This window comes from Anaerolineaceae bacterium oral taxon 439 (assembly GCA_001717545.1).
Lineage (GTDB): Bacteria > Chloroflexota > Anaerolineae > Anaerolineales > Anaerolineaceae > Flexilinea.
The window spans coordinates 249,385-267,948 of record CP017039.1 but is presented as its reverse complement, the minus strand read 5'-3'; the positions used below and the strand labels follow the sequence as shown (position 1 = coordinate 267,948).

Annotated in this window: 20 protein-coding genes; 13 read left to right on the top strand and 7 right to left on the bottom strand. The window is 55.1% G+C overall.

Going from position 1 to position 18,564, the window contains the following annotated elements:
* The 10 genes from BEQ56_01320 (at window position 1) to BEQ56_01275 (ending at window position 8,605) form a co-directional block, all read left to right on the top strand.
* Entirely contained in the window at window positions 1-543 is a 543-nt protein-coding gene (locus tag BEQ56_01320) for a dTDP-4-dehydrorhamnose 3,5-epimerase (protein ID AOH42237.1), read from the top strand.
* Window positions 540-1,655, top strand: a complete 1,116-nt coding sequence (locus tag BEQ56_01315; protein AOH42236.1) for a dTDP-glucose 4,6-dehydratase — start codon at window positions 540-542, stop codon at window positions 1,653-1,655. Before BEQ56_01320 ends, BEQ56_01315 begins: the two co-directional genes overlap by 4 nt.
* Window positions 1,652-2,527: a glucose-1-phosphate thymidylyltransferase gene (locus BEQ56_01310; protein ID AOH42235.1), complete on the top strand. Its 876-nt coding sequence runs from the start codon at window positions 1,652-1,654 to the stop codon at window positions 2,525-2,527. Before BEQ56_01315 ends, BEQ56_01310 begins: the two co-directional genes overlap by 4 nt.
* On the top strand, window positions 2,527-3,423 hold the full coding sequence (locus BEQ56_01305) for a dTDP-4-dehydrorhamnose reductase (protein AOH42234.1): 897 nt from the start codon (window positions 2,527-2,529) through the stop codon (window positions 3,421-3,423). Before BEQ56_01310 ends, BEQ56_01305 begins: the two co-directional genes overlap by 1 nt.
* A gap of 45 nt (window positions 3,424-3,468) precedes the next feature.
* Window positions 3,469-4,599 carry a hypothetical protein gene (locus BEQ56_01300; protein ID AOH42233.1) on the top strand — a complete coding sequence of 377 codons (1,131 nt, stop codon included), beginning with the start codon at window positions 3,469-3,471 and terminating at the stop codon, window positions 4,597-4,599.
* Between the two features lie 258 nt (window positions 4,600-4,857).
* On the top strand, window positions 4,858-5,079 hold the full coding sequence (locus BEQ56_01295) for a FeoA domain-containing protein (protein ID AOH44346.1): 222 nt from the start codon (window positions 4,858-4,860) through the stop codon (window positions 5,077-5,079).
* 1 nt (window position 5,080) lies between these two features.
* On the top strand, window positions 5,081-7,102 hold the full coding sequence (locus BEQ56_01290; protein AOH42232.1) for a ferrous iron transport protein B: 2,022 nt from the start codon (window positions 5,081-5,083) through the stop codon (window positions 7,100-7,102).
* Window positions 7,080-7,367 carry a hypothetical protein gene (locus tag BEQ56_01285; protein AOH42231.1) on the top strand — a complete coding sequence of 96 codons (288 nt, stop codon included), beginning with the start codon at window positions 7,080-7,082 and terminating at the stop codon, window positions 7,365-7,367. The genes BEQ56_01290 and BEQ56_01285 overlap by 23 nt, the downstream gene beginning before the upstream one ends.
* Complete coding sequence (locus BEQ56_01280; protein AOH42230.1) at window positions 7,364-7,735, top strand: hypothetical protein; 372 nt, start codon at window positions 7,364-7,366, stop codon at window positions 7,733-7,735. Before BEQ56_01285 ends, BEQ56_01280 begins: the two co-directional genes overlap by 4 nt.
* A 261-nt stretch (window positions 7,736-7,996) precedes the next feature.
* Window positions 7,997-8,605, top strand: coding sequence for a hypothetical protein (locus BEQ56_01275; GenBank protein ID AOH42229.1), 609 nt, complete (start codon window positions 7,997-7,999; stop codon window positions 8,603-8,605).
* Between the two features lie 6 nt (window positions 8,606-8,611).
* Here the strand turns inward: BEQ56_01275 and BEQ56_01270 are convergent, their stop codons facing one another.
* The 4 genes from BEQ56_01270 to BEQ56_01255 all read right to left on the bottom strand — a co-directional run bounded on the left by BEQ56_01270 (window position 8,612) and on the right by BEQ56_01255 (window position 12,295).
* Entirely contained in the window at window positions 8,612-9,604 is a 993-nt protein-coding gene (locus BEQ56_01270; GenBank protein AOH42228.1) for a hypothetical protein, read from the bottom strand.
* A gap of 126 nt (window positions 9,605-9,730) precedes the next feature.
* Window positions 9,731-10,513: a dihydropteroate synthase gene (locus BEQ56_01265; GenBank protein AOH44345.1), complete on the bottom strand. Its 783-nt coding sequence runs from the start codon at window positions 10,511-10,513 to the stop codon at window positions 9,731-9,733.
* A 521-nt stretch (window positions 10,514-11,034) separates the two neighbouring features.
* The gene (locus BEQ56_01260) at window positions 11,035-11,790 is read right to left on the bottom strand and encodes a hypothetical protein (GenBank protein AOH44344.1); all 756 of its coding nucleotides are present in this window, start codon (window positions 11,788-11,790) and stop codon (window positions 11,035-11,037) included.
* A 160-nt stretch (window positions 11,791-11,950) separates the two neighbouring features.
* The gene (locus BEQ56_01255; protein ID AOH42227.1) at window positions 11,951-12,295 is read right to left on the bottom strand and encodes a 50S ribosomal protein L19; all 345 of its coding nucleotides are present in this window, start codon (window positions 12,293-12,295) and stop codon (window positions 11,951-11,953) included.
* Window positions 12,296-12,597: 302 nt separating this feature from the next.
* Here BEQ56_01255 and BEQ56_01250 point away from each other — a divergent pair, with 302 nt between their 5' ends.
* Complete coding sequence (locus tag BEQ56_01250) at window positions 12,598-14,583, top strand: fructose 1,6-bisphosphatase (GenBank protein ID AOH42226.1); 1,986 nt, start codon at window positions 12,598-12,600, stop codon at window positions 14,581-14,583.
* 204 nt (window positions 14,584-14,787) lie between these two features.
* Window positions 14,788-15,213 carry a hypothetical protein gene (locus BEQ56_01245; GenBank protein AOH42225.1) on the top strand — a complete coding sequence of 142 codons (426 nt, stop codon included), beginning with the start codon at window positions 14,788-14,790 and terminating at the stop codon, window positions 15,211-15,213.
* Window positions 15,214-15,275: 62 nt separating this feature from the next.
* On the opposite strand, the gene BEQ56_01240 is transcribed toward BEQ56_01245, so the two are convergent.
* The 3 genes from BEQ56_01240 to BEQ56_01230 form a co-directional block, all read right to left on the bottom strand.
* Window positions 15,276-15,533 carry a hypothetical protein gene (locus tag BEQ56_01240; protein AOH42224.1) on the bottom strand — a complete coding sequence of 86 codons (258 nt, stop codon included), beginning with the start codon at window positions 15,531-15,533 and terminating at the stop codon, window positions 15,276-15,278.
* Window positions 15,523-16,068 carry a hypothetical protein gene (locus tag BEQ56_01235; GenBank protein AOH42223.1) on the bottom strand — a complete coding sequence of 182 codons (546 nt, stop codon included), beginning with the start codon at window positions 16,066-16,068 and terminating at the stop codon, window positions 15,523-15,525. Before BEQ56_01235 ends, BEQ56_01240 begins: the two co-directional genes overlap by 11 nt.
* A gap of 473 nt (window positions 16,069-16,541) precedes the next feature.
* Window positions 16,542-16,976 (bottom strand): hypothetical protein, encoded by a 435-nt coding sequence (locus tag BEQ56_01230; GenBank protein ID AOH42222.1) that lies wholly within the window; start codon window positions 16,974-16,976, stop codon window positions 16,542-16,544.
* Window positions 16,977-17,297: 321 nt separating this feature from the next.
* Between BEQ56_01230 and BEQ56_01225 the strand changes: the two genes are divergently transcribed.
* Window positions 17,298-18,503, top strand: coding sequence for a hypothetical protein (locus tag BEQ56_01225; GenBank protein ID AOH42221.1), 1,206 nt, complete (start codon window positions 17,298-17,300; stop codon window positions 18,501-18,503).
* Window positions 18,504-18,564: the final 61 nt, after the last annotated feature.

The following is an 18,564-nucleotide window of genomic DNA, read 5'->3' as shown; positions in this document are numbered from 1 at the left end:
ATGATATTTACGCCTTTATCGATTCCTGACGTGATCCTGATCGAGCCGAAGGTCTTTCTGGACGATCGGGGCTTTTTCTTTGAGAGCTGGCGAAAGGAAGTTTTTCAGCAGGCTGGAATATCCGCGGAGTTCGTTCAGGAAAATCAGTCGAAATCCGTCAGGAACGTTTTACGCGGGCTGCACTATCAGATTCAGCAGCCGCAGGGGAAGCTTATCCGGGTCCTTTCCGGGGAGATTCTGGACGTTGCGGTCGATCTCCGCCGCTCGTCCGAATTCTTTGGAAAATGGGTCGGCGTCGTCCTCAACTCCGCGGACGCGAAGTCGCTCTGGATCCCGCCGAAATTTGCGCATGGGTTTCTCGTTTTAAGCGAGAGCGCCGAAATTCTCTATAAGGCGACGGATACTTACGCGCCGCGGTTCGAACGGACGATTCGCTATGACGACCCGGAGATTGGCGTCGATTGGGGCGAGCTTCCCGAACCGATCCTGTCGCCGAAGGATCGGGAAGCGCCCGGGTTTAAGGAGTCGGAGGTGTTCGAATGAAAAATGTCCTGGTTACCGGCGGAGCCGGTTTTATCGGAACGAATTTTGTGTATGATCTGGCGAAGAAGGACCCGGCCTTGCGGGTTGTCGTTTTAGATTCGCTGACCTACGCGGGGCGGAAAGAAAACCTGAACCGGCTGCCCATGGATTTTAACTGGATTTTCGCGCATGGCAATATTTGCAGCCGCGATCTGGTTGAAAAGCTCCTTCGCGAATACTCGATCGATACCGTCGTGCATTTCGCTGCAGAATCGCACGTGGACCGCGGGATTAAAAATCCGGACCTGTTTATTCAGACGAACATTGTCGGAACGTTTACGCTGCTCGAATCGCTTCGCGCCGTCATTAACGAGACCGGACAGGCAATCCGGTTCCATCACGTTTCAACGGACGAGGTTTTTGGCGCGTTGGCGCCCGGCGATCCGGCGTTTAATGAAGCGACGCCTTACGCGCCGCGCTCGCCCTACTCCGCTTCGAAGGCCTCGTCGGATCATCTCGTTCGTGCTTACTGGACGACGTATGGCCTCCCGATAACGATCAGCAATTGCAGCAATAATTACGGGCCGTATCAATTTCCGGAGAAGCTGATTCCGCTGGTCATCGTCAACGCGCTGGCTGGAAAACCGCTCCCGGTTTACGGGAAAGGGGATCAGATCCGCGACTGGCTGTATGTCGGGGATCATTGCGACGCGATCTATCGGATCGCGGATCAGGGGACGCCCGGCGAGACGTACTGTATCGGCGGCGATAACCAGCCGACCAACCTGTCGATCGTTGAATCGATTTGTTCGATTCTGGATCGGAAGCGTCCGCGCGCGAACGGGGCTTCCTACGCTGATTTAATTACTTTCGTCCAGGACCGTCCCGGCCACGATTTCCGCTACGATATCGACAGCGGGAAGATCAGGCGGACGTTAGGCTGGACGCAGAAACATTGTCTCGAAGAAGGCCTTGCCGCAACGGTAGACTGGTATATCTCCAACAGCGCCTGGCTCAGCGGGATTCTCTCCGGGAAGGCCTATTCGGATTGGGTCGAGCGGAACTATTCCGGGCGCGGGAACGCCGCGGAAACGGGCGCGAGGGAACCCGAAGAGGCAGGGCCGCAGCGATGAAAGGTATCGTCCTTGCCGGCGGAAGAGGGACCCGGCTGTATCCGCTGACGCTGTCGGTCAGCAAGCAGCTTCTTCCGGTTTACGATAAACCGATGATTTATTATCCGCTCTCGATGTTGATGCTTGCGGGGATTCGTGAAGTCCTGGTCATCAGCACGCCGGAGGACCTGCCGCTGTTTAAAAAACTGCTGGGCGACGGTTCGCAATGGGGGATGACGTTCGAATACGCGGAACAGGCCGAGCCGGCCGGACTGGCGCAGGCGTTTATCATCGGCGAAGCGTTCCTGAACGGCGGGAGCGCCGCGCTGGTTCTCGGCGACAATATCTTTTATGGGACGACGCTGCCGGAACGGATGCGTTCGGCGGCGAAGCTGACGTCCGGCGCGCGGATCTTCGCTTACGAGGTTTCCGATCCGAAACGGTACGGAATCGTCAGCTTTGATCAGGCCGGACGGGCGACGTCGCTTGAGGAGAAGCCGGAGAATCCGAAGTCGAATTACGCGATTCCAGGAATTTATTTTTATGACCATCGCGTCTGCGCGTTCGCGCGCGGACTGAAGCCGTCGGCGCGCGGCGAGCTCGAGATTACCGATTTAAATCGAATCTATTTAGAGAACGGATCGCTCTCGGTCGAAGTCATGGGGCGCGGGATCGCGTGGCTGGACGCTGGAACGTACGACAGCCTTCTTCAGGCCGGGCTTTTCGTTCAGGCGATCGAATCCAGGCAGGGGATGCGGATCAGCTGTCCTGAGGAAATCGCGTTCAGGATGCGCTTTATCGATCGTGCGAAGCTCCTCGAATTAGCCGGGAAAACGGTCGATTTATCTTTCCGGTCCTACCTGGAGAAAGTCGCGGGGAACGAGAATAGCTGATGGGGAAACCGATCCTGATCGTTGGTCGATCCGGCCAGCTCGCTTATGAGCTTCGCCGCAGCCTGATTTCGTTTTGTCCGATAACGGCGGCCGAGTATCCGGCGCTGGATATTACGGATCGGACGTGTATCCAAAAGACGCTCGACAGCGTTCAGCCTTCGTTCGTGATCAATGCCGCCGCGTATACCGACGTCGACCGGGCCGAGAGCGAAACGCCGGCGGCGTTCGCGGTCAACGCGGATGGGCCGGGAATGCTTTCGGCGGAATGCGCCGCGCGGGGAATCGGCATGATCCATTTTTCGACCGATTTCGTTTTCGACGGAGAGAAACGCGAGCCGTATCTGGAGACGGACCGGCCCAACCCCGTGAACCGGTACGGTGCGTCCAAGCTTCGCGGCGAGGAAAACGTTTTATGCGAATCCGAAGCGTCGATCGTATTCCGTTTAGCCTGGCTGTATTCCGATCGTGGAAATAACTTTGTCTTAAAGCTGCGTTCATGGATGGAAACGCACGACGTTGTCCGCGTGGTTGACGATCAGGTGGGGAACCCGACCTGGAGCCGGTTCGTCGCCGACGCGCTGGCGCAGCTTCTGGCGAAGGCCGGGCTCGAATATCCGGAGGAACGGCTCGCCGATTGGGCGAAGCGATATCATGGCGTTTTCCACCTGTCTTCCGCCGGGGCGGCGTCGCGCTACGAATGGGCGCAGGCTGTCTTTCAGCGGGCCCCCCTCAGCGTAAGACGTTCCGTCCGGATTGAACGGGCGCGGACGGCCGATTTCCGGACGCCGGCGGTCCGTCCGGCGTATTCCGCGCTGAATACCGATAAAATTCAGCGCGCGTTCGGGCTCCGGATCCCGGATTGGCGGGAACAGCTCGCGTCCGCTTTGGAAGATTGACAGCCCGCCCTGCCTTCTCTTCCGCGGCGCGGCTATAATTGGAATATGAACGAACCGAACGCACCTCTTCGCGTGATGCATGTAATTACCGATCTTGACGTTGGCGGCGCTGAAGTCATGCTGACCCGGGTTCTCCCTAAACTCGCGCTGTATCAGGTTACGTCCGAGGTCGTCTGTTTAAGCGGGGGTGGCCCGCTCGTTGAAACGCTCCGTGCCGGTGGTTTTAATGTCGTCTGCCTGAACATGCGTCCGGGGCGGTTCAGTTTTTCCGCTCTGGCGCGGCTGATTGGCTGCGTGGACGCGTTTCAGCCTGACTTGATCCATAGCTGGCTCTACCATGCCGATTTTCTTGCGTCGCTGGCCGCGATCCGGACGCATGTCCCGATTTATTGGAGCCTGCATAACTCCGAATTCAGCCCTGAGGCGAAGGCTTCGACCCGGATCGTCGTTCGCGCGCTCGCGTTTTTATCAGGGCGGCTTCCCCGGAAAATATTATCCTGTTCCCGGACCGCGGCGGCGCTTCACGTTCAGCGCGGCTATCGCGCCGATAAAATCGCCTTCGTCCCGAACGGATTCGATACGGCCGTTTTCGCCCCGGACGCGGAAAAGCGGAAGCGCTTTCGCGAAGCGCATGGAATCAGCGAAAGCGACCTGATTATCGGGAACGTCGCCCGCTTCGATCCGCAGAAGAACCATCAGGGCCTTATCCGTGCGTTCCGAGACGCAGCGGCGGATCGGCCGGATGTCAGGCTGCTTCTGGCCGGGCGGAGAATGGACGCGGGGAACGACGTCCTGATGGGCTGGGTCCGCGAGGCGGGAATCGAATCGCGGCTGATCCTCCTCGGCGAACAGCGGGATGTCGCCGCAATCCTGAACGGAATCGATATCTTCGTGCTGCCTTCGATCAGCGAAGCTTTTCCGCTGGCGCTCGGCGAAGCGATGAGCTGCGGCTGCGCCTGTATCGCGACGGACGTCGGCGACTGCGCTGAGCTCGTTCAATACGGCGGAGAGATCGTTCGCGACGGGGAAAATCTTTCGGACGCGCTCCGCCGCGTTCTCGCGCTCCCGGCCAAGGAGCGCACGGCGGTCGGAACGGCCGCTCGGACGCGGATCCAGAATTTTTATTCGATCGACCGCATGGTCTCCCGGCTGGACGAGCTGTACCGGGCGGAGTAAGCGAAGCGGACGAGCGATTTCGTCCCGCTATTTTTCCATGTTTTGACTTCTGTAAATGAATATACTGCCGGAATATCTGAATGGTGGTATATTTAACGGGCGTAGTTATGGCTAACTCAAGGATGCCGGTTGGAACGCCGTTGACGCGTCCGATCGTTCCTTCGGAGGGTTTTTATTCGCGCTCCCATGACGTTCAGGAATTAAATTCCCGATTTGCCCGGGAACCAGGGCATAGGAAAGGATAAAAGACGATATATGATACCTTTGACAAAATTGGAAACCGGCGGAAAAGCCAGGATCGCGGAGCTGTCCGGCGAAAGACGCTATCTTTCGCGGATTACTTCGATCGGATTGAACGTAGGCTGTGAAATTGAAATGATGCAGAATGTGAAATCCTGTCCGCTCCTCGTTTATGGCCGCGACACGATGATCGCGTTGAACCGCGCGGAATCGGATCATATCCTGGTGGAGGTATTGTAAAATGGCAAATGAGATTCAGATCGCGTTATTGGGCCAGCCGAATTCGGGAAAATCGACGCTGTTTAATACGCTGACCGGGGCGCATCAGCACGTCGGCAACTGGCCGGGAAAGACGGTCGAGAAGAAAGAAGGTTCTTTCTCCCGAGGTTCAAGGCGGTACCTCGTTTCCGATCTTCCCGGCTCGTACAGCCTTTCCGCGAACTCCGATGAAGAAATCATTACCCGGGATACGATCGCCGGCGGCGGCGCGGATCTGGTCTGCGTCCTGGCCGACGCTTCCCAGCTGGAAAGAAATCTGTTCATGCTCGCCGATATCGCCGGGATCCGGACGCCGGTCCTGCTTGTTCTGACGATGATCGATGTCGCCGCGGATCAGGGGAAGAAGATCGACGTTGAGCTGCTTTCGAAGCGGCTGAATATCCCGGTCGCCGCGATCGTCGCCCCTGACAAGGGAACGTACCAGGATTTTTTCGAGAAGCTCGACGCCGCGCTGGACCGTCCGGTCACGCTCGATGCGAAGAGCCTGTACCGGTTTTTCGCCGAAGGATCGTCGAAGGGGCTCTATGAGAAAGCGCTCGCCCTCGCGCCGGACGGCGGGATGGACCGGTTCTCGAAGGAATGGCTGGCGATAAAACTCCTTGAACAGGACGAAGTCGTCGCTGCGAAAATCGCGGTCAAGGCCGGGAACGAAGCGGTGCGCGCGCTGATCGAATCTGCGAAGGACGGCCCGCTGTACGCGGGGGATTGTAAATTTGCCTGGATCGAGTCGGTCCTGGACGGCGTGATCGTTAAGACGAAAGAACCGTCGCGGCTGCTGACCCGGTTTGACCGCGCCGCGATTCATCCGTTCTGGGGGAAGCCGATCGCGATCGGACTGATTATTCTCGGCCTGATCGGGTCGATGATCGTTGCCGCGCCGATTATGGGGCTTTCGGCGCTGATTCCTCCGCTCTTAGGCGGTCTCGTCGAAAAATTGGCCGGTCTTGGCGTTGCCGAGAGCCTGATTTCTTTCATCAAGAGCACGCTCGTGTTGTCCCTCTCCTGGACGCTTTCCATGCTGGGGTTCGTATTCGGAGTCAATCTCGTTTTCGGGTTGATCGAGGAAATCGGCTACATGGCGCGGGTCTCTTACGTCTTTGACAACGCGATGTATAAGCTTGGGCTTCAGGGTAAATCGGTAATGCCGATGCTGATCAGCGTCGGCTGCACGATCGGCGGGGCGGCGGGAACGCGGGTCGTCGACTCCTGGGGCCAGCGGATCCTGACGATCGCGCTGGTCTGGGCCGTCCCCTGCGGCGCGACGTTCGCGGTCATTCCGACGCTGGCGTCAGCGTTCTTCGGCTGGGGGAGTATTCTTGTTATGCTCCTGCTGTTTGCGATCATGTTCGTTCATATTTTCATTACCGCGAAAATCTTCGGGCGGACGCTGAACCCGGTTAAAGAGCGGACCGGCCTGATCATGGAGCTCCCCCCGTATCATAAGCCGCGTTGGGGCGCGATGTTCCGGATGACGCTGAACCGCGTCTGGGAGGTTTTCAAGAAGGCGTTCGCTGTCGTCTTTATCGTCTCGGTCATTTTCTACTTCATGTCGTATTCGTCGGACGGAAACGTCGAAGGCAGCTTCCTGTACCTGATCGGGAAGGCGATCGAACCGGTTACCCGGATCTTTGGGCTGGGGTGGCAGACGTTCCTTGCGTTCGTCGCGTCGATGGTTTCGAAAGAAGCCGTCCTCGGCGTCCTCAGCGCGATTTTCGCCGGGTCGGGAAGTATTTTCGCTTCGACGGTCGGGACCGCGGCGAAGGACGCCAACCTCAGTTCGCTCGTAAGCAGCGCGATTTCGAAGCCGGAAGCGCTGGCGTTTATGGTCGCGGTGACGTTTAACGTCCCCTGCGTCATGGCGCTGTCGTCGACGTATCAGGAAACCCATTCGCTGGGCTGGACGCTGAAAATTGCGCTGTACTATATCGCGACCGCGTTGATTTTGTCGATGATAACGTATCATGTCGCGGGGCTGTTTTTCTGAGCTGAAAGGCGAATGGACGATGGAATCGCTGTTGGAGACGCTGCGAAGCTGTGGAACGATATCGACGCCGGAGCTGGTCCGGCGGACGTCGCTCTCGACGGAGATGATCGAGGCGCGATTAGAGTATTACGCGCGCTTCGGGTATGTAAAAAAAACCGTTTTTGACGCGGCTGACTGCGCCTGCGGATGCGATAAGTGCCGTGGGTGCGCCGGCGGCGGGCGGATCTCCCGTCCGATCGTATTCTGGGAGGTGGTTCAGAGATGAAAGACGGATGGGTTACGGTTCTGGTCGTCCTGGCTCTGGCGGCGCTGGCCGCGCTTTGTCTGGTCTCGTTTCTGCGGCGCCTGAGCGGGAAAAAGAGCTGCTGCGAAGGGGCGGCGAAACGGGTACCGGCGAAGAAGCTGACCCGCGTTTCCGGAACGTTTATCATCCGGATTTCCGGAATGCATTGCGCCCGCTGCCAGGAAAACGTGACGCGGGCGATCAACGCGGTTCCGGGGCACGCGGCCAAAGTCGATTTAGCGCGGCGCGAAGCCGTCGTCAGCTATCAGGACGCGCCGGACGTTGAGGCGGTCAAGCTGGCGATCGCCTCCGCGGGGTTCATGGTAACCTCGGTTTCGAACGCCGGATAAAGGGAGATCTGAAAGGCGGCGCCTCGCTGTTTTAACGAGGCGCCGCCTTTTTTAAGAACTGCAAAATTCGGACGTCAGACAGGATCCAGCTTGCTTTTTTCAATTTTCAGATTTTTTACTTGCATCATTCGTCTTCAACGCGTAAAATAACTTATAGACATATATAGCCCTTCGAAGTTATCTGACTCGATTCCTGAATAGTATTTCCTCTCCAAAAGGGTGCTTCGATTTATTTTGTTCTATGGAACGCGAGGTACGAAAATGCGAAAATCTATTTTGTCAAAGCGAAAGTATGCCGCGGCGCTGAAAGCGCTGTCGAAAACCCGGGACTTTACGAAGATCAGCGTCACCGATATCTGCGTCGAGTGCGGACTGTCGCGAAAGGGCTTCTATTATCATTTCGCGGATAAGTTCTCGCTCGTCGCCTGGATCCTTCAGCATGAGTTCATCGACCAGATCCCGCCGCAGTCGGAAGCGGACGCCTGGCAGGTTTTCGGACTCCTCTGTTCCTATCTTTATCGGGAGAATGAGTTTTATCGAAAGTGCTTCGAAAGCGCTGTCGGGCCCGCGCTGCGCGGCTACCTGGCGCAGTCTATCGCCGCCTACGCTCGTAAGTTGAGCGAAAGCGCCTTCCCGGATCAGGAAACGGCGGAATTTTTCGCGGTGTACTGCGGCGACGCTGTCGCGGCGATGATCTGCAAGTGGATCGCCGATGAAAAGATCATGCGCCCGGCAGCGTTCCTGAAAAATACGCGGTCGGTCCTGATTAACTTGTGTGGGCGGTTCCAGCCGGAAACCGATTCTTCCGATTCGGAACCCCCTGATAAGGACGGAACGCTTTCGGTTCGTCCTTATCAGGCGCTGAGATGAATCGGTTTATCCGTCCGCTTTTTTCCGAAGCTTGTTGATCTGGTGCGCCGCCCACATGGACGTTCCGATCACGCCGGCATCGTTCCCAAGCTCAGACAGCGTAATTTGAACCTTGTTCAGCGGGATCAGGAAAACGCGTTCCCGGACCGTTCTCCGTACCGGTTCGAGGATCAGTTCGCCGGCGCGGGAGATTCCGCCGCCGATGACGACGCGCTCGGGTTCGATATGGACGAGCGAATCGGCGATCGCGATGCCTAAATGTATACCCGCTTGTTCAAAAATGTTTTTCGCGTTTTTATCGCCCGCCAGCGCTGCCTTTGCGACGATTTCCGGCGTCATTTTATTCATGTCGTATTCGACCAACTCGCCTAAAATCGTCGTTCCGCCGTGCGCGATCGCTTTCAGCGCCGCGGCGACGATCGCCGGGCCGGAAGAATACTGTTCAAGGCAGCCGCGGTTGCCGCAGTTGCAGAGCGGTCCGACCGGGTCGACGGTAATATGGCCGAGCTCGCCCGCCTGACCGGAGTTCCCTAACAGCAGCTCGCCGTTGATCACGATCCCGCCGCCGACGCCCGTCCCCAGCGCGTACATCACCATCGAGGAACAGCCTTTCCCCGCGCCGAATATCATTTCGCCCCAGGTAATCGCGCGAACGTCGTTCAGCAGGAACGTCGGGATTCCGGTTTCTTTCTCGATAAACGCCGCTGCCGGGACGTCGATCCAATGCCCCGGGAGGTTGGTAATAAAACGCGTAATCCCGCGTTCCGTATCGATCATGCCGGGGAACCCGATCCCGATTCCCTGAACCTCGGCCATCGACAGCTTTGCTTTCCCGATGATTGTTGCGAAAAGATTGACCATTCTCGGTAAAACGCCGTCCGGTCCTTCCCGCCCCAGCGTCGGGACAATTTCCAGGTTTGAAACGGCGCCGCTTTCAGAATTGACGATCGCCGCGCGCATGTTCGTTCCGCCTAAATCGCAACCGATATAATATGCCATAAGCTTTGCGTCCTCCTGCTTTTTCTTCCGCCGTGGAATCGGGCGGTTTTATTGAAAGATGAACTGAATTAATTCTAATCGAAATGACCGGCGGTTTTCAATACGTCCTCCTTCGAAACTTTCCGGTTAACGCCAGATCAGGTCGCCGATGCGCATAACCTGCGTCATGCAGTCGACGTCATGAACACGGACGATGTCGACGCCGGCGGCGACCCCGGCCGCAGCAAGCGCGGCGGTCCCTCCGAGGCGGTCTTCCGGCGGCCTGCGCAGCGTTTTCCCGACGACGGATTTCCGGCTTGGCCCGATCAGGATCGGAAATCCGATCGCGCTGAAGCGCGGGAGCGCGCGCATGAGTTCGACGTTATCCCAGACGCCCGTTCCGAACCCGATTCCCGGATCGAGGATCAGCCGGTCCTTTCGGATTCCGGCGGAAAGCGCCTTTTCAGCTGATTCCTTCAACTGGCGGGCGGCCTGATCGGCGACCGGCTCCGCGTCCGGCTGGAAAGCCTCCCAGCGCATCGCGACGAAGAAGCATCCATGTTCCGCGGCGAGCGGGCGCATGCGCGGGTCATGATCCCCGCCGCTGACGTCGTTGATCCAGTCCGCGCCGGTCCGAAGCGCGGCTTCCGCTGTCGCCGCTTTCATCGTATCGACCGACAGGATCGCTTCCGGAAAGCGTTCGCGGATCGCGCTGAGAACCGGGAGGAGCCTTGAGATTTCTTCCGCTTCCGGGACCGGACGGTATCCGGGGCGGGTCGATTCCGCGCCCAGGTCGAGGATATCCGCCCCGGCGCGGAGAAATCCCTCCGCCTGCGCGAGCGCCCGGCGGATCGCGGCGTCGCTCTGGGGAAGCTCCGCGTAGACGCCGTCCCGGGAAAAGCTGTCCGGGGTCAGGTTGAGGATCCCCATTGCGTACGTTCGTACTCCGAAACGCAGGATTGGCCGTTTCACCGACGCCGGCAGGTCTAAGCGGCGCGCTTCGTCCGGCGGGGCGGCGCTGTGCAGCGCCGCGAACGGTTCGCCGCTGACCGGATCGGCTCCGTCCGGCGCGATTTCGCAAAGCGGCTCCAGGACAAAGCGGCGCTCCTTATAACGCGGGTGCGGAATGGTTAGCGATTCGGTTCGCACCGCTTCATTTTCGTAAAACAGGATATCGATATCGATCTGGCGCGGTCCGTAGCGGAACGTCTTTTTCCGTCCCATGCGCGCTTCGACATGCTTTACGAAGGATAGAAGATCCTGCGGCCCGAGCTCGGTCTCTCCGATCAGCGCGAGATTATAGAAAGCGGGCTGGTCGGCGAATCCCCAGGGAGCGGTTTCGTAGATCGACGAAATTTTTCTGACGGCGACGGTCGGCGCGAGGAGCTGGATCGCGAGGCGAAGGTTTTCCGCGCGGTCTCCGAGATTCGATCCGAGCCCTAACGTAACGTTCATTTCGCCTCCGCTTCCCGATTTTCGGCGCGCGCCGCCGCGGCGGCGACGAACGCTTTGAAAAGGCGCGCTTCCTCAGCGTGGTCCTGGAGCCCTTCGGGATGCCACTGCACCCCGATGAAGAAGCTTCGTTCGGGGATCTCGATCGCTTCGACGACGCCGTCGGTCGCCGCCGCCGCGACGCGGAATCCGTTCCCGAGCCGTTGGACGGCCTGATGATGGAACGTATTTGTCCAGATCGTTTCGGCTCCGACGATTGCGTACAGTCTGGACGCCGGATCGATTCTGACGCGCTGCGTCAGCTTTGAAACCGGCGTATCGTCGCTTTGCTGATGGCGGAGGACGGTTGGAAACTGCGATGGGAGGTCGGTATAAAGCGTTCCACCCATGGCAATGTTCATAACCTGTTCCCCGCGGCAGATACCGAACAGCGGCAGGTCCTGTTCCGCCGCCAGCCGCACGATCGCGATTTCCAACGCGTCGCGTTCCGGGTTGGGCGCGGAGACGGAGGGATCGGGAACGCCGTTATACCATTTCGGATCGACGTCGTTCCCACCGATAATCAGGATCCCGTCGAAAAGCCGGGTCAGCCGTTCGATTTCGCCGGTCGGATATTGAAGCGGGATCAGGAGCGGGAGCCCGCCCGCGCTGCGGACCGCTTCGACGTAGCGGACGCCGGCCTGATTCTTCCGGCTTTCGCCGGGCGGCGTCGGATCGTTCTCCGCGCAGACGATTCCAATAACGGGGCGGAAAATGGCGGCGGGTTTGTTCATCGGCGATGGGTCCATATTTTCTATCCTTCGTCAAAACGGCGGCGGAATATTTTTCAACCGCGCCTGTCTGGAATTGAAAAAAATCAGGGGCAAAGAAAACCCCTGATTTGATTTTACCGCGTGTTACAGCCCATGAAAGCGATTAAAACTTCTGCTTTAGCCTTGCGCTCTTGCCGCTGCGTGAGCGGAGATAGAAAAGGCGGGCGCGGCGAACCTGACTATGGCGCTCGACGACGACCTTCGCGATCCGCGGCGAACGGGTTAAGAAAGTTCGTTCAACGCCGACTCCGTTGGACGCGACGCGGCGAACGGTGAACGTGGAGGTATTGCCGTTGTTATGGGTAAACAGGACAACGCCTTTGAACTCCTGAATCCGTTCGCGGTTGCCTTCTTTGATTTTGACATGAACCGATACCTGATCTCCCGGGAATAATTCCGGGACGTTCTCGTTGACCGGCGATTCGACTGTTCGTAAAATATCCGTCATAGTTCTTACCTAATCCTTACAGGGCTGCTTCTCTTTTTACGTATAACTAACGCGAGAACGAATTATATCATAAGCTCTTTTGCATGTCAAAAACGGGGGAGATCCTGAGGATGGGGACGGGAACCGAACCGGCCGATTGAACGTATATCATACCATGCTTTCCCACGCGAAGTCAGAACGGAAAATCCGGCCCGGGGAAGTAGAATTAGGGTATAGAGGAAACGACGCGAAAAAACGCAGTCCGTTCCGCATCCGGGACGGACAACAGGTATGAATTGGAAATGAAAAGAAGGAATAACCTCATGAACCAACAGAAACTCAACGAAGAGACGAAGTATCTCGAACTTTTAGCGGAGAAATATCCGACGATTCGGTCGGCCGTGACCGAGATTATCAACTATGAAGCGCTTCGGCAGCTTCCCAAAGGCACCGAACATTTCATGTCCGACCTGCATGGCGAGCACGAGGCGTTTACCCATATATTGAATAACGCTTCCGGCGAAATCCGGCAGAAGGTAGACAAGCTCTACGGAAAGATCCTGAATTCGACCGAACGGGCGCAGCTGTCAACCCTGATTTACTATCCGGAAAAGAAGCTCCGCGAGCTGAAAGAAAAGGGGATCGAGAACATTAATGAATGGTACATGGTCACGCTGCACCAGCTGATTGAAGTCTGCCGCCTGGTTTCGGTTAAATATTCGCGGAAGAAGGTCAGCCGAGCGATACCGGAGGAATACAACTTTATCCTGAATGAGCTGATCAACGCGGAGGACACGCAGCGTGAGGAATACTACGAGCAGCTGATCCAGACGATGATCGAGGTCGGGAGCGCCGAGGACATGATTATCACGCTTGCGACCGTGATTAAGCGGCTCATCGTTGACCAGCTCCATATCGTCGGCGACCTTTTCGACCGCGGCCAGCGTCCCGATATTATCATCGAAAGCCTCATGGAACATCACGCGGTCGATATCCAATGGGGCAACCATGACGTTTTATGGATGGGCGCGGCGGCGGGGTCGTCCGCCTGTATCGCCGCCGTTTTGTTCAACGCGATTAAATATGGAAATCTGGACAGCCTTGAGACGGCTTATGGGATCAACCTGCGTCCGCTCGCGATTTTCGCACAGGAAACTTACGATGCCTCGCCGCGTTTTGCGCTCAAGCCGCAGGAGTCCGTTCCATCGTCGAAGGATTTGACGCTGCTGTCAAAAATGTATCAGGCGGTCGCTATCCTGCTGTTTAAACTCGAAGGCCAGCTCCTCCTTCGTCATCCTGAATATAAGATGGACGATCGGCGGCTCCTCGAACGGATCGATTTCGCGGCTAAGACGATCCGGATCGGCGACGCGGTCTATCCGATCGATCTGGACGACCTGAAAACCGTCGATCCGAAAGCGCCGTACGAACTGACGCCGACGGAAGCGTCGATTGTCGACCGGCTCGTGACCTCGTTTACGAACAGCTATAAGCTCCAGGAGCATATCCGTTTCCTGTATGGCGTCGGGTCGCTTTATCTCGTTTTCAATGGAAACCTCCTGTTCCATGGCTGCGTTCCGATGAACGAGGATGGGAGCTTCATGGAGCTGGAAATCAATCAGGAACCCGTCTCGGGGCGCGCGTTATTCGACGCCGCCGATACGCTCGTCCGGCAGGGGTATTACGGGGTCCCGGGATCGGAGGAAAAGGCGAACGGGATGGACTTCCTCTGGTTTTTATGGTGCGGACGGAATTCTCCGCTTTTCGGCCGCGATCATATCACGACGTTCGAGCGACTTTTTATCGAGGATAAGGCGACCTGGAAAGAGGACGATAATCCATATTATGCGATGATTAACGATCCCGGTTTCGCCGACGTCCTGCTCCGGGAGTTTGACCTCGATCCGACCGTAGGGCATATTATCAACGGCCACGTTCCGGTCGCGGCTCAAAAGGGCGAATCGCCGATCAAAGGCGGCGGAAAGGTCATCGTTATCGACGGCGGGTTCTGCAAGGCGTATCAGCCGAAAACCGGGATCGCCGGGTACACGCTCATTTTTGATTCCTACGGGATGCGAATCGCCGCGCATGAACCGTTCCCGGGGCTGGAGGCGGCGATCTCGAATAACAGCGATATCCTGTCGCAGGAGGAGGTCTTCGACGCTCCGCAGGACCGGCTGAAGGTTGGGGATTCCGACGTCGGAAAACGGCTCGAACGGAAGACGCAGGATTTGAAGAAGCTGCTGAGCGCGTTTCGGCAGGGCCGGATTAAGCAGCGCGTCAGCGACCCTGCGCGCGGAAACGGATAAAACGCTTCGCGGGGCGCTTAAATTATCCTTTTTCGGAATAAGTCGAGACTGAAATCGAATTGTTCGTACGATAAAACAACTTTATGATTTTAAGGGTAAAAGACAGGATTGACCAGCTCCGTTTCAATCGCATTCCATGACGAGGGTAAATTGGGCGGGGCAGGTCGTTCCCTCGGTCATTATTCAAAAAAGGAGGGAAAGATCATGAAGAAGTTTATCGTTCTTGTTGTTTCAGTATGCATTCTCGCGCTTTCGGGTTCGGTTTTCGCTTCCGGCGTTGAGGTTGGTTACGCGGTCCCGGATACAACGAACCCGTTTATCAGTTGGCTTTCGACGTCGGTTAAAGAGCTCGCGGCTGCTGATGGAATCGAGGTTCAGATAGCTGACGCAGCTGGAAACGCTTCGACGCAGATTTCGCAGGTTGAAAATTTTATTGCGATGAAAGTCAAGGTTCTGATCCTGACGCCGGCGGGAGAAATGGAAGCGCTGACCGCCGGGAGCGCCGGCTCGGCGGAAATTGATTTCCCGGTCGACGCGCCCGGTTTCGTACGCGCCGAAATCTATCGGGCGCTGATCCCCGGGCTGCCGCCGCTTCCGGTCCTGGTCTCGAATCCGATCTGGGTTACCTGAGGCGATGAGAAGCCGGTTGGGAATCGCGGCCTGCCTCTTTTTTGGTTTGCGCTGGCTGTCAACTACGGCGTGATTCTAAGCCGGAGAGCGGGACGGACGGCTACCCTTCCGTTGTAGACGTAGTCTCCAAAATAGTAGATCGAACCGTCGGGATAGATTTCCGCAGCATATCTACCAATGCTGCCGGATGAACGGAGCCACCACCACGTCGTTTTTAGATCATCATTCACGTATACATTTTTTGCAATCGCATACTTTGTCGGGAAAGCCTGCCGATCTTCGTCATCTACAAAATACATCTCCAACTTATTAATACTCAATAGAAACAGACGGTCCTCCGTATTTTTTTCCATTGCCCGTGCCATAATTCGGGTTGCGTTCATTTCTGGTATTTATGGTTATAATCAAATCCTTTTCCTTAGTTCCAAATGCCATATCGTAAAATTTTTGATTCAACCATCCCCGCAACGTACTCGTTTCCCACGTTACCGATTCATATACTTCGTTGTATGCCATTGCGTCCAGCGCGTACTCGCTGACGATCAGCGCGCTCCCGCCGTTCACCTCCAAGACCCGCCACTCGATCGGCTCCGGCCCGTTCGCTTCGTTATTATCCTGTTCATATGATCCGAACTCGATCATGTCCACCACCTGTACGTCCGCGTATGGGTTCTGCGCTTTAGCCTGCGTCGTTTCAGTAGCTGTGATCTGCGCGACGGCCTGCTCCGTCTCAATGGCAGCATTCATCCGCGTTGTTGCGGCCGTCGCCAGCCCCGGCCGGATTCCGATCGCCCCCACGATCATCGCCAGTACCGCCAGCGCCCTGATCAGCCATTCTCTCCTCCGTTTCGCCATCTTTCCGCTCCGTTCGCTGTAAACCTGTTAAATTGGAATGCACCCGGAACCTCCGGGATGATCTCCTTAATCATATCAAAGTACCGCAAAATAAAATCTGTTAATTCGATGTAAATTTGAAGGCCCGAACCGCCTGAGAAGCGGGTGAATGCGCCATGGGGCCCGCGAAAACCGCGAAGCAGGTCTATTCTTTCGGAATTAAGGGGAAATGACAAAAAAAAAGGAGAACGTCAGCGGGAAAAAAGGCCATCGGCAGATTAAGAAATCCCGAAGCGGCGATGGGCTTGATCCTGGGCCAAGATAAAAGAAGAATAGCGCCAGGGGGTGTTCACTGGCGGAGCAGGGAAATCAGATCCGGACGAAGACGATCATCCTGCGGGAGCGAAGATCTGGCCGTCAAAAGCCCTGATCACGAGGCAATCGCTGCTTTTCCTGAAACAAACGAGGCGGTCATTTTCGTCAACAATTTATTTTTATCTCTCCGACATGTATTTTTCTATTTCATCAGGCGTTAATTTTCGCACCTGCGTATTTGGGTATTCCCTGAATTCTTTAACCATGAAAACAGGGACCCCCTGGCACGTTTTTCCTTTATTCGTTTTCAAGTATACCTGTAAGTCCGCGATGTCGGCAAAAATTTTATAGGAAAGCCGGCCGTTTTCGCTTTTTATTTCATAAATGCCGCATGGCTTTTTCCTGCAATAATCGGCGGTCCGTAAATATAATTTTGCAATGTCTAACGATTTAAAAGGAAAATTCCAACGCTGCAGGCCACGATTCGGGTCATGCTCAATACAGATGCATCGTCCGCAGGTTCCACAAATATATTGCTTGTGCTCTTTCAAACAATCCAACGGATTTAATAATGGGGTTATCCTGTTTTCATTCGCATAACATTCGATGCACATCTGGCCTCTCCTCCCTGCAATATTCGAAGTATACTGCAATTATCATGGAATAGTTCTCCTGAACGTCATGTCAGACTGCGTTTCAAATTTCCGTGTAGGTTGAAAAAGTAAATGCAGCCGGGGCGGCAGGAAGTTGAAGCGCGATAGTGTTTACTTTGGCAATTGACTATTTTTATCGAGATTTCATCCGGATTCCAGTTTTCAGCGGAGGATGTTCGATAAAACGTTTCGATAACAAAATGAATAGGCAAACAATCTGTTACAGAGATGATCAGGAAAGAGCGGCTTCCCTGATCGCCTCACACCTTTTGGAGCGTGAATATGTCTGATATTAAAAAAGACAAGCAGAAATTACTGTATTACTTCTATGTTGTTTTTATGAACCTGTCGATGGTTTCTATGGTTACGAACCTTTATTTTAAGCATCTTGGATTCAGCTTTACGCAAATCGGTATACTATTTGGCTTTTTGCAGATTTGTAAGATGGTTTTTGAGATTCCAACAGGATTTATTGCAGATCGATACGGAAATCGTTCGAGTTTGTTGCTCTCTCTCGCGCTGCAGATGTCAGGATACCTGCTGATGGCTCTGATTCATTCATTTTCGGCAATGATTTGCATTTTATTCCTGCTGGCGATCAGCTATACCTTAATGACAGGTTGCGCAACGGCTATCATTACAAACCGATTGATTCAGGCAGACAGAAAGGATGAACTAACACAGCTGAATGCTGTTTCACGCGTTCTTTTTTACACGTGTTATGGTGTGGCGGCGCTGGCCGTTGGATTCCTGTTAGAAGTTGGATATGAACTCGTGTTTGGGATAAGTATTGTATCGTTAGCATTGGCATTCCTTTGCATTTTTTTTATTGAGGATGAAAGTGCACATCTCTCTAAGAAAAAACAGATTCGTCCCCAGGAAGCTATCAGATATATTTTTCAAAATCCCATCATATTTTATTTTTCACTTGTTGAAGCGGCGGCGGCATGGTCGATGGTCCCTGTTGATAAGTTCTATAACAATTATCTGCATGAACATTTTGGCTTTCCTTTATCCAGGGTCGGCATTGTGATCAGCGTTCAGTTCATTATAGTGAGCTTTTTAGGCCTATATAGCAGCAAGCTAAGTCAACGTATAAATGAAAATATCCTGGTTCGTATGGGGCCTGTTTTTATGATGATTGCGTTTTTCTTGTTTGCATTGAGTGAAAATCCTGTGCTTGCGATTTCCATGTATTTTTCAGGTTTAGCGGCATTTTGCTTATCGAATCCTGTCAGTTCAAAACTTTTTCAAGTCAATATTTCTTCGACCTTTCGCGTCACAGTGATTTCATTCAAATCGATACTGCTCGCTCTTTTAGCGTCTGTTTCACAACCCTTGTTTGGACTCATATCAGATAAATATGAGATGCGGCAGGCGATGATGCTCCTCATTGCCATTTCTTTCTTTTTCATTCTTGCTATCAATCTTGTTTTCCGAAAGCTAAATTTCACATCGGAAGCAAAGTCTGAAGTGGCGCGTGAATAAATGAGCCAGGATCAGGACACGGATAGACAGCGTTTGCTCCGCCTGTTCGTGATCTGCAACA

Excerpts from the sequence above, each read along its gene's own strand:
- BEQ56_01320 (AOH42237.1), top strand. The coding sequence starts at position 1 with ATGATATTTACGCCTTTATCGATTCCTGACGTGATCCTGATCGAGCCG.
- BEQ56_01315 (AOH42236.1), top strand. The coding sequence starts at position 540 with ATGAAAAATGTCCTGGTTACCGGCGGAGCCGGTTTTATCGGAACGAAT.
- BEQ56_01310 (AOH42235.1), top strand. The coding sequence starts at position 1,652 with ATGAAAGGTATCGTCCTTGCCGGCGGAAGAGGGACCCGGCTGTATCCG.
- BEQ56_01305 (AOH42234.1), top strand. The coding sequence starts at position 2,527 with ATGGGGAAACCGATCCTGATCGTTGGTCGATCCGGCCAGCTCGCTTAT.
- BEQ56_01300 (AOH42233.1), top strand. The coding sequence starts at position 3,469 with ATGAACGAACCGAACGCACCTCTTCGCGTGATGCATGTAATTACCGAT.
- BEQ56_01290 (AOH42232.1), top strand. The coding sequence starts at position 5,081 with ATGGCAAATGAGATTCAGATCGCGTTATTGGGCCAGCCGAATTCGGGA.
- BEQ56_01285 (AOH42231.1), top strand. The coding sequence starts at position 7,080 with ATGTCGCGGGGCTGTTTTTCTGAGCTGAAAGGCGAATGGACGATGGAA.
- BEQ56_01280 (AOH42230.1), top strand. The coding sequence starts at position 7,364 with ATGAAAGACGGATGGGTTACGGTTCTGGTCGTCCTGGCTCTGGCGGCG.
- BEQ56_01275 (AOH42229.1), top strand. The coding sequence starts at position 7,997 with ATGCGAAAATCTATTTTGTCAAAGCGAAAGTATGCCGCGGCGCTGAAA.
- BEQ56_01270 (AOH42228.1), bottom strand. The coding sequence starts at position 9,604 with ATGGCATATTATATCGGTTGCGATTTAGGCGGAACGAACATGCGCGCG.
- BEQ56_01265 (AOH44345.1), bottom strand. The coding sequence starts at position 10,513 with ATGGGGATCCTCAACCTGACCCCGGACAGCTTTTCCCGGGACGGCGTC.
- BEQ56_01255 (AOH42227.1), bottom strand. The coding sequence starts at position 12,295 with ATGACGGATATTTTACGAACAGTCGAATCGCCGGTCAACGAGAACGTC.
- BEQ56_01250 (AOH42226.1), top strand. The coding sequence starts at position 12,598 with ATGAACCAACAGAAACTCAACGAAGAGACGAAGTATCTCGAACTTTTA.
- BEQ56_01245 (AOH42225.1), top strand. The coding sequence starts at position 14,788 with ATGAAGAAGTTTATCGTTCTTGTTGTTTCAGTATGCATTCTCGCGCTT.
- BEQ56_01235 (AOH42223.1), bottom strand. The coding sequence starts at position 16,068 with ATGGCGAAACGGAGGAGAGAATGGCTGATCAGGGCGCTGGCGGTACTG.
- BEQ56_01230 (AOH42222.1), bottom strand. The coding sequence starts at position 16,976 with ATGTGCATCGAATGTTATGCGAATGAAAACAGGATAACCCCATTATTA.
- BEQ56_01225 (AOH42221.1), top strand. The coding sequence starts at position 17,298 with ATGTCTGATATTAAAAAAGACAAGCAGAAATTACTGTATTACTTCTAT.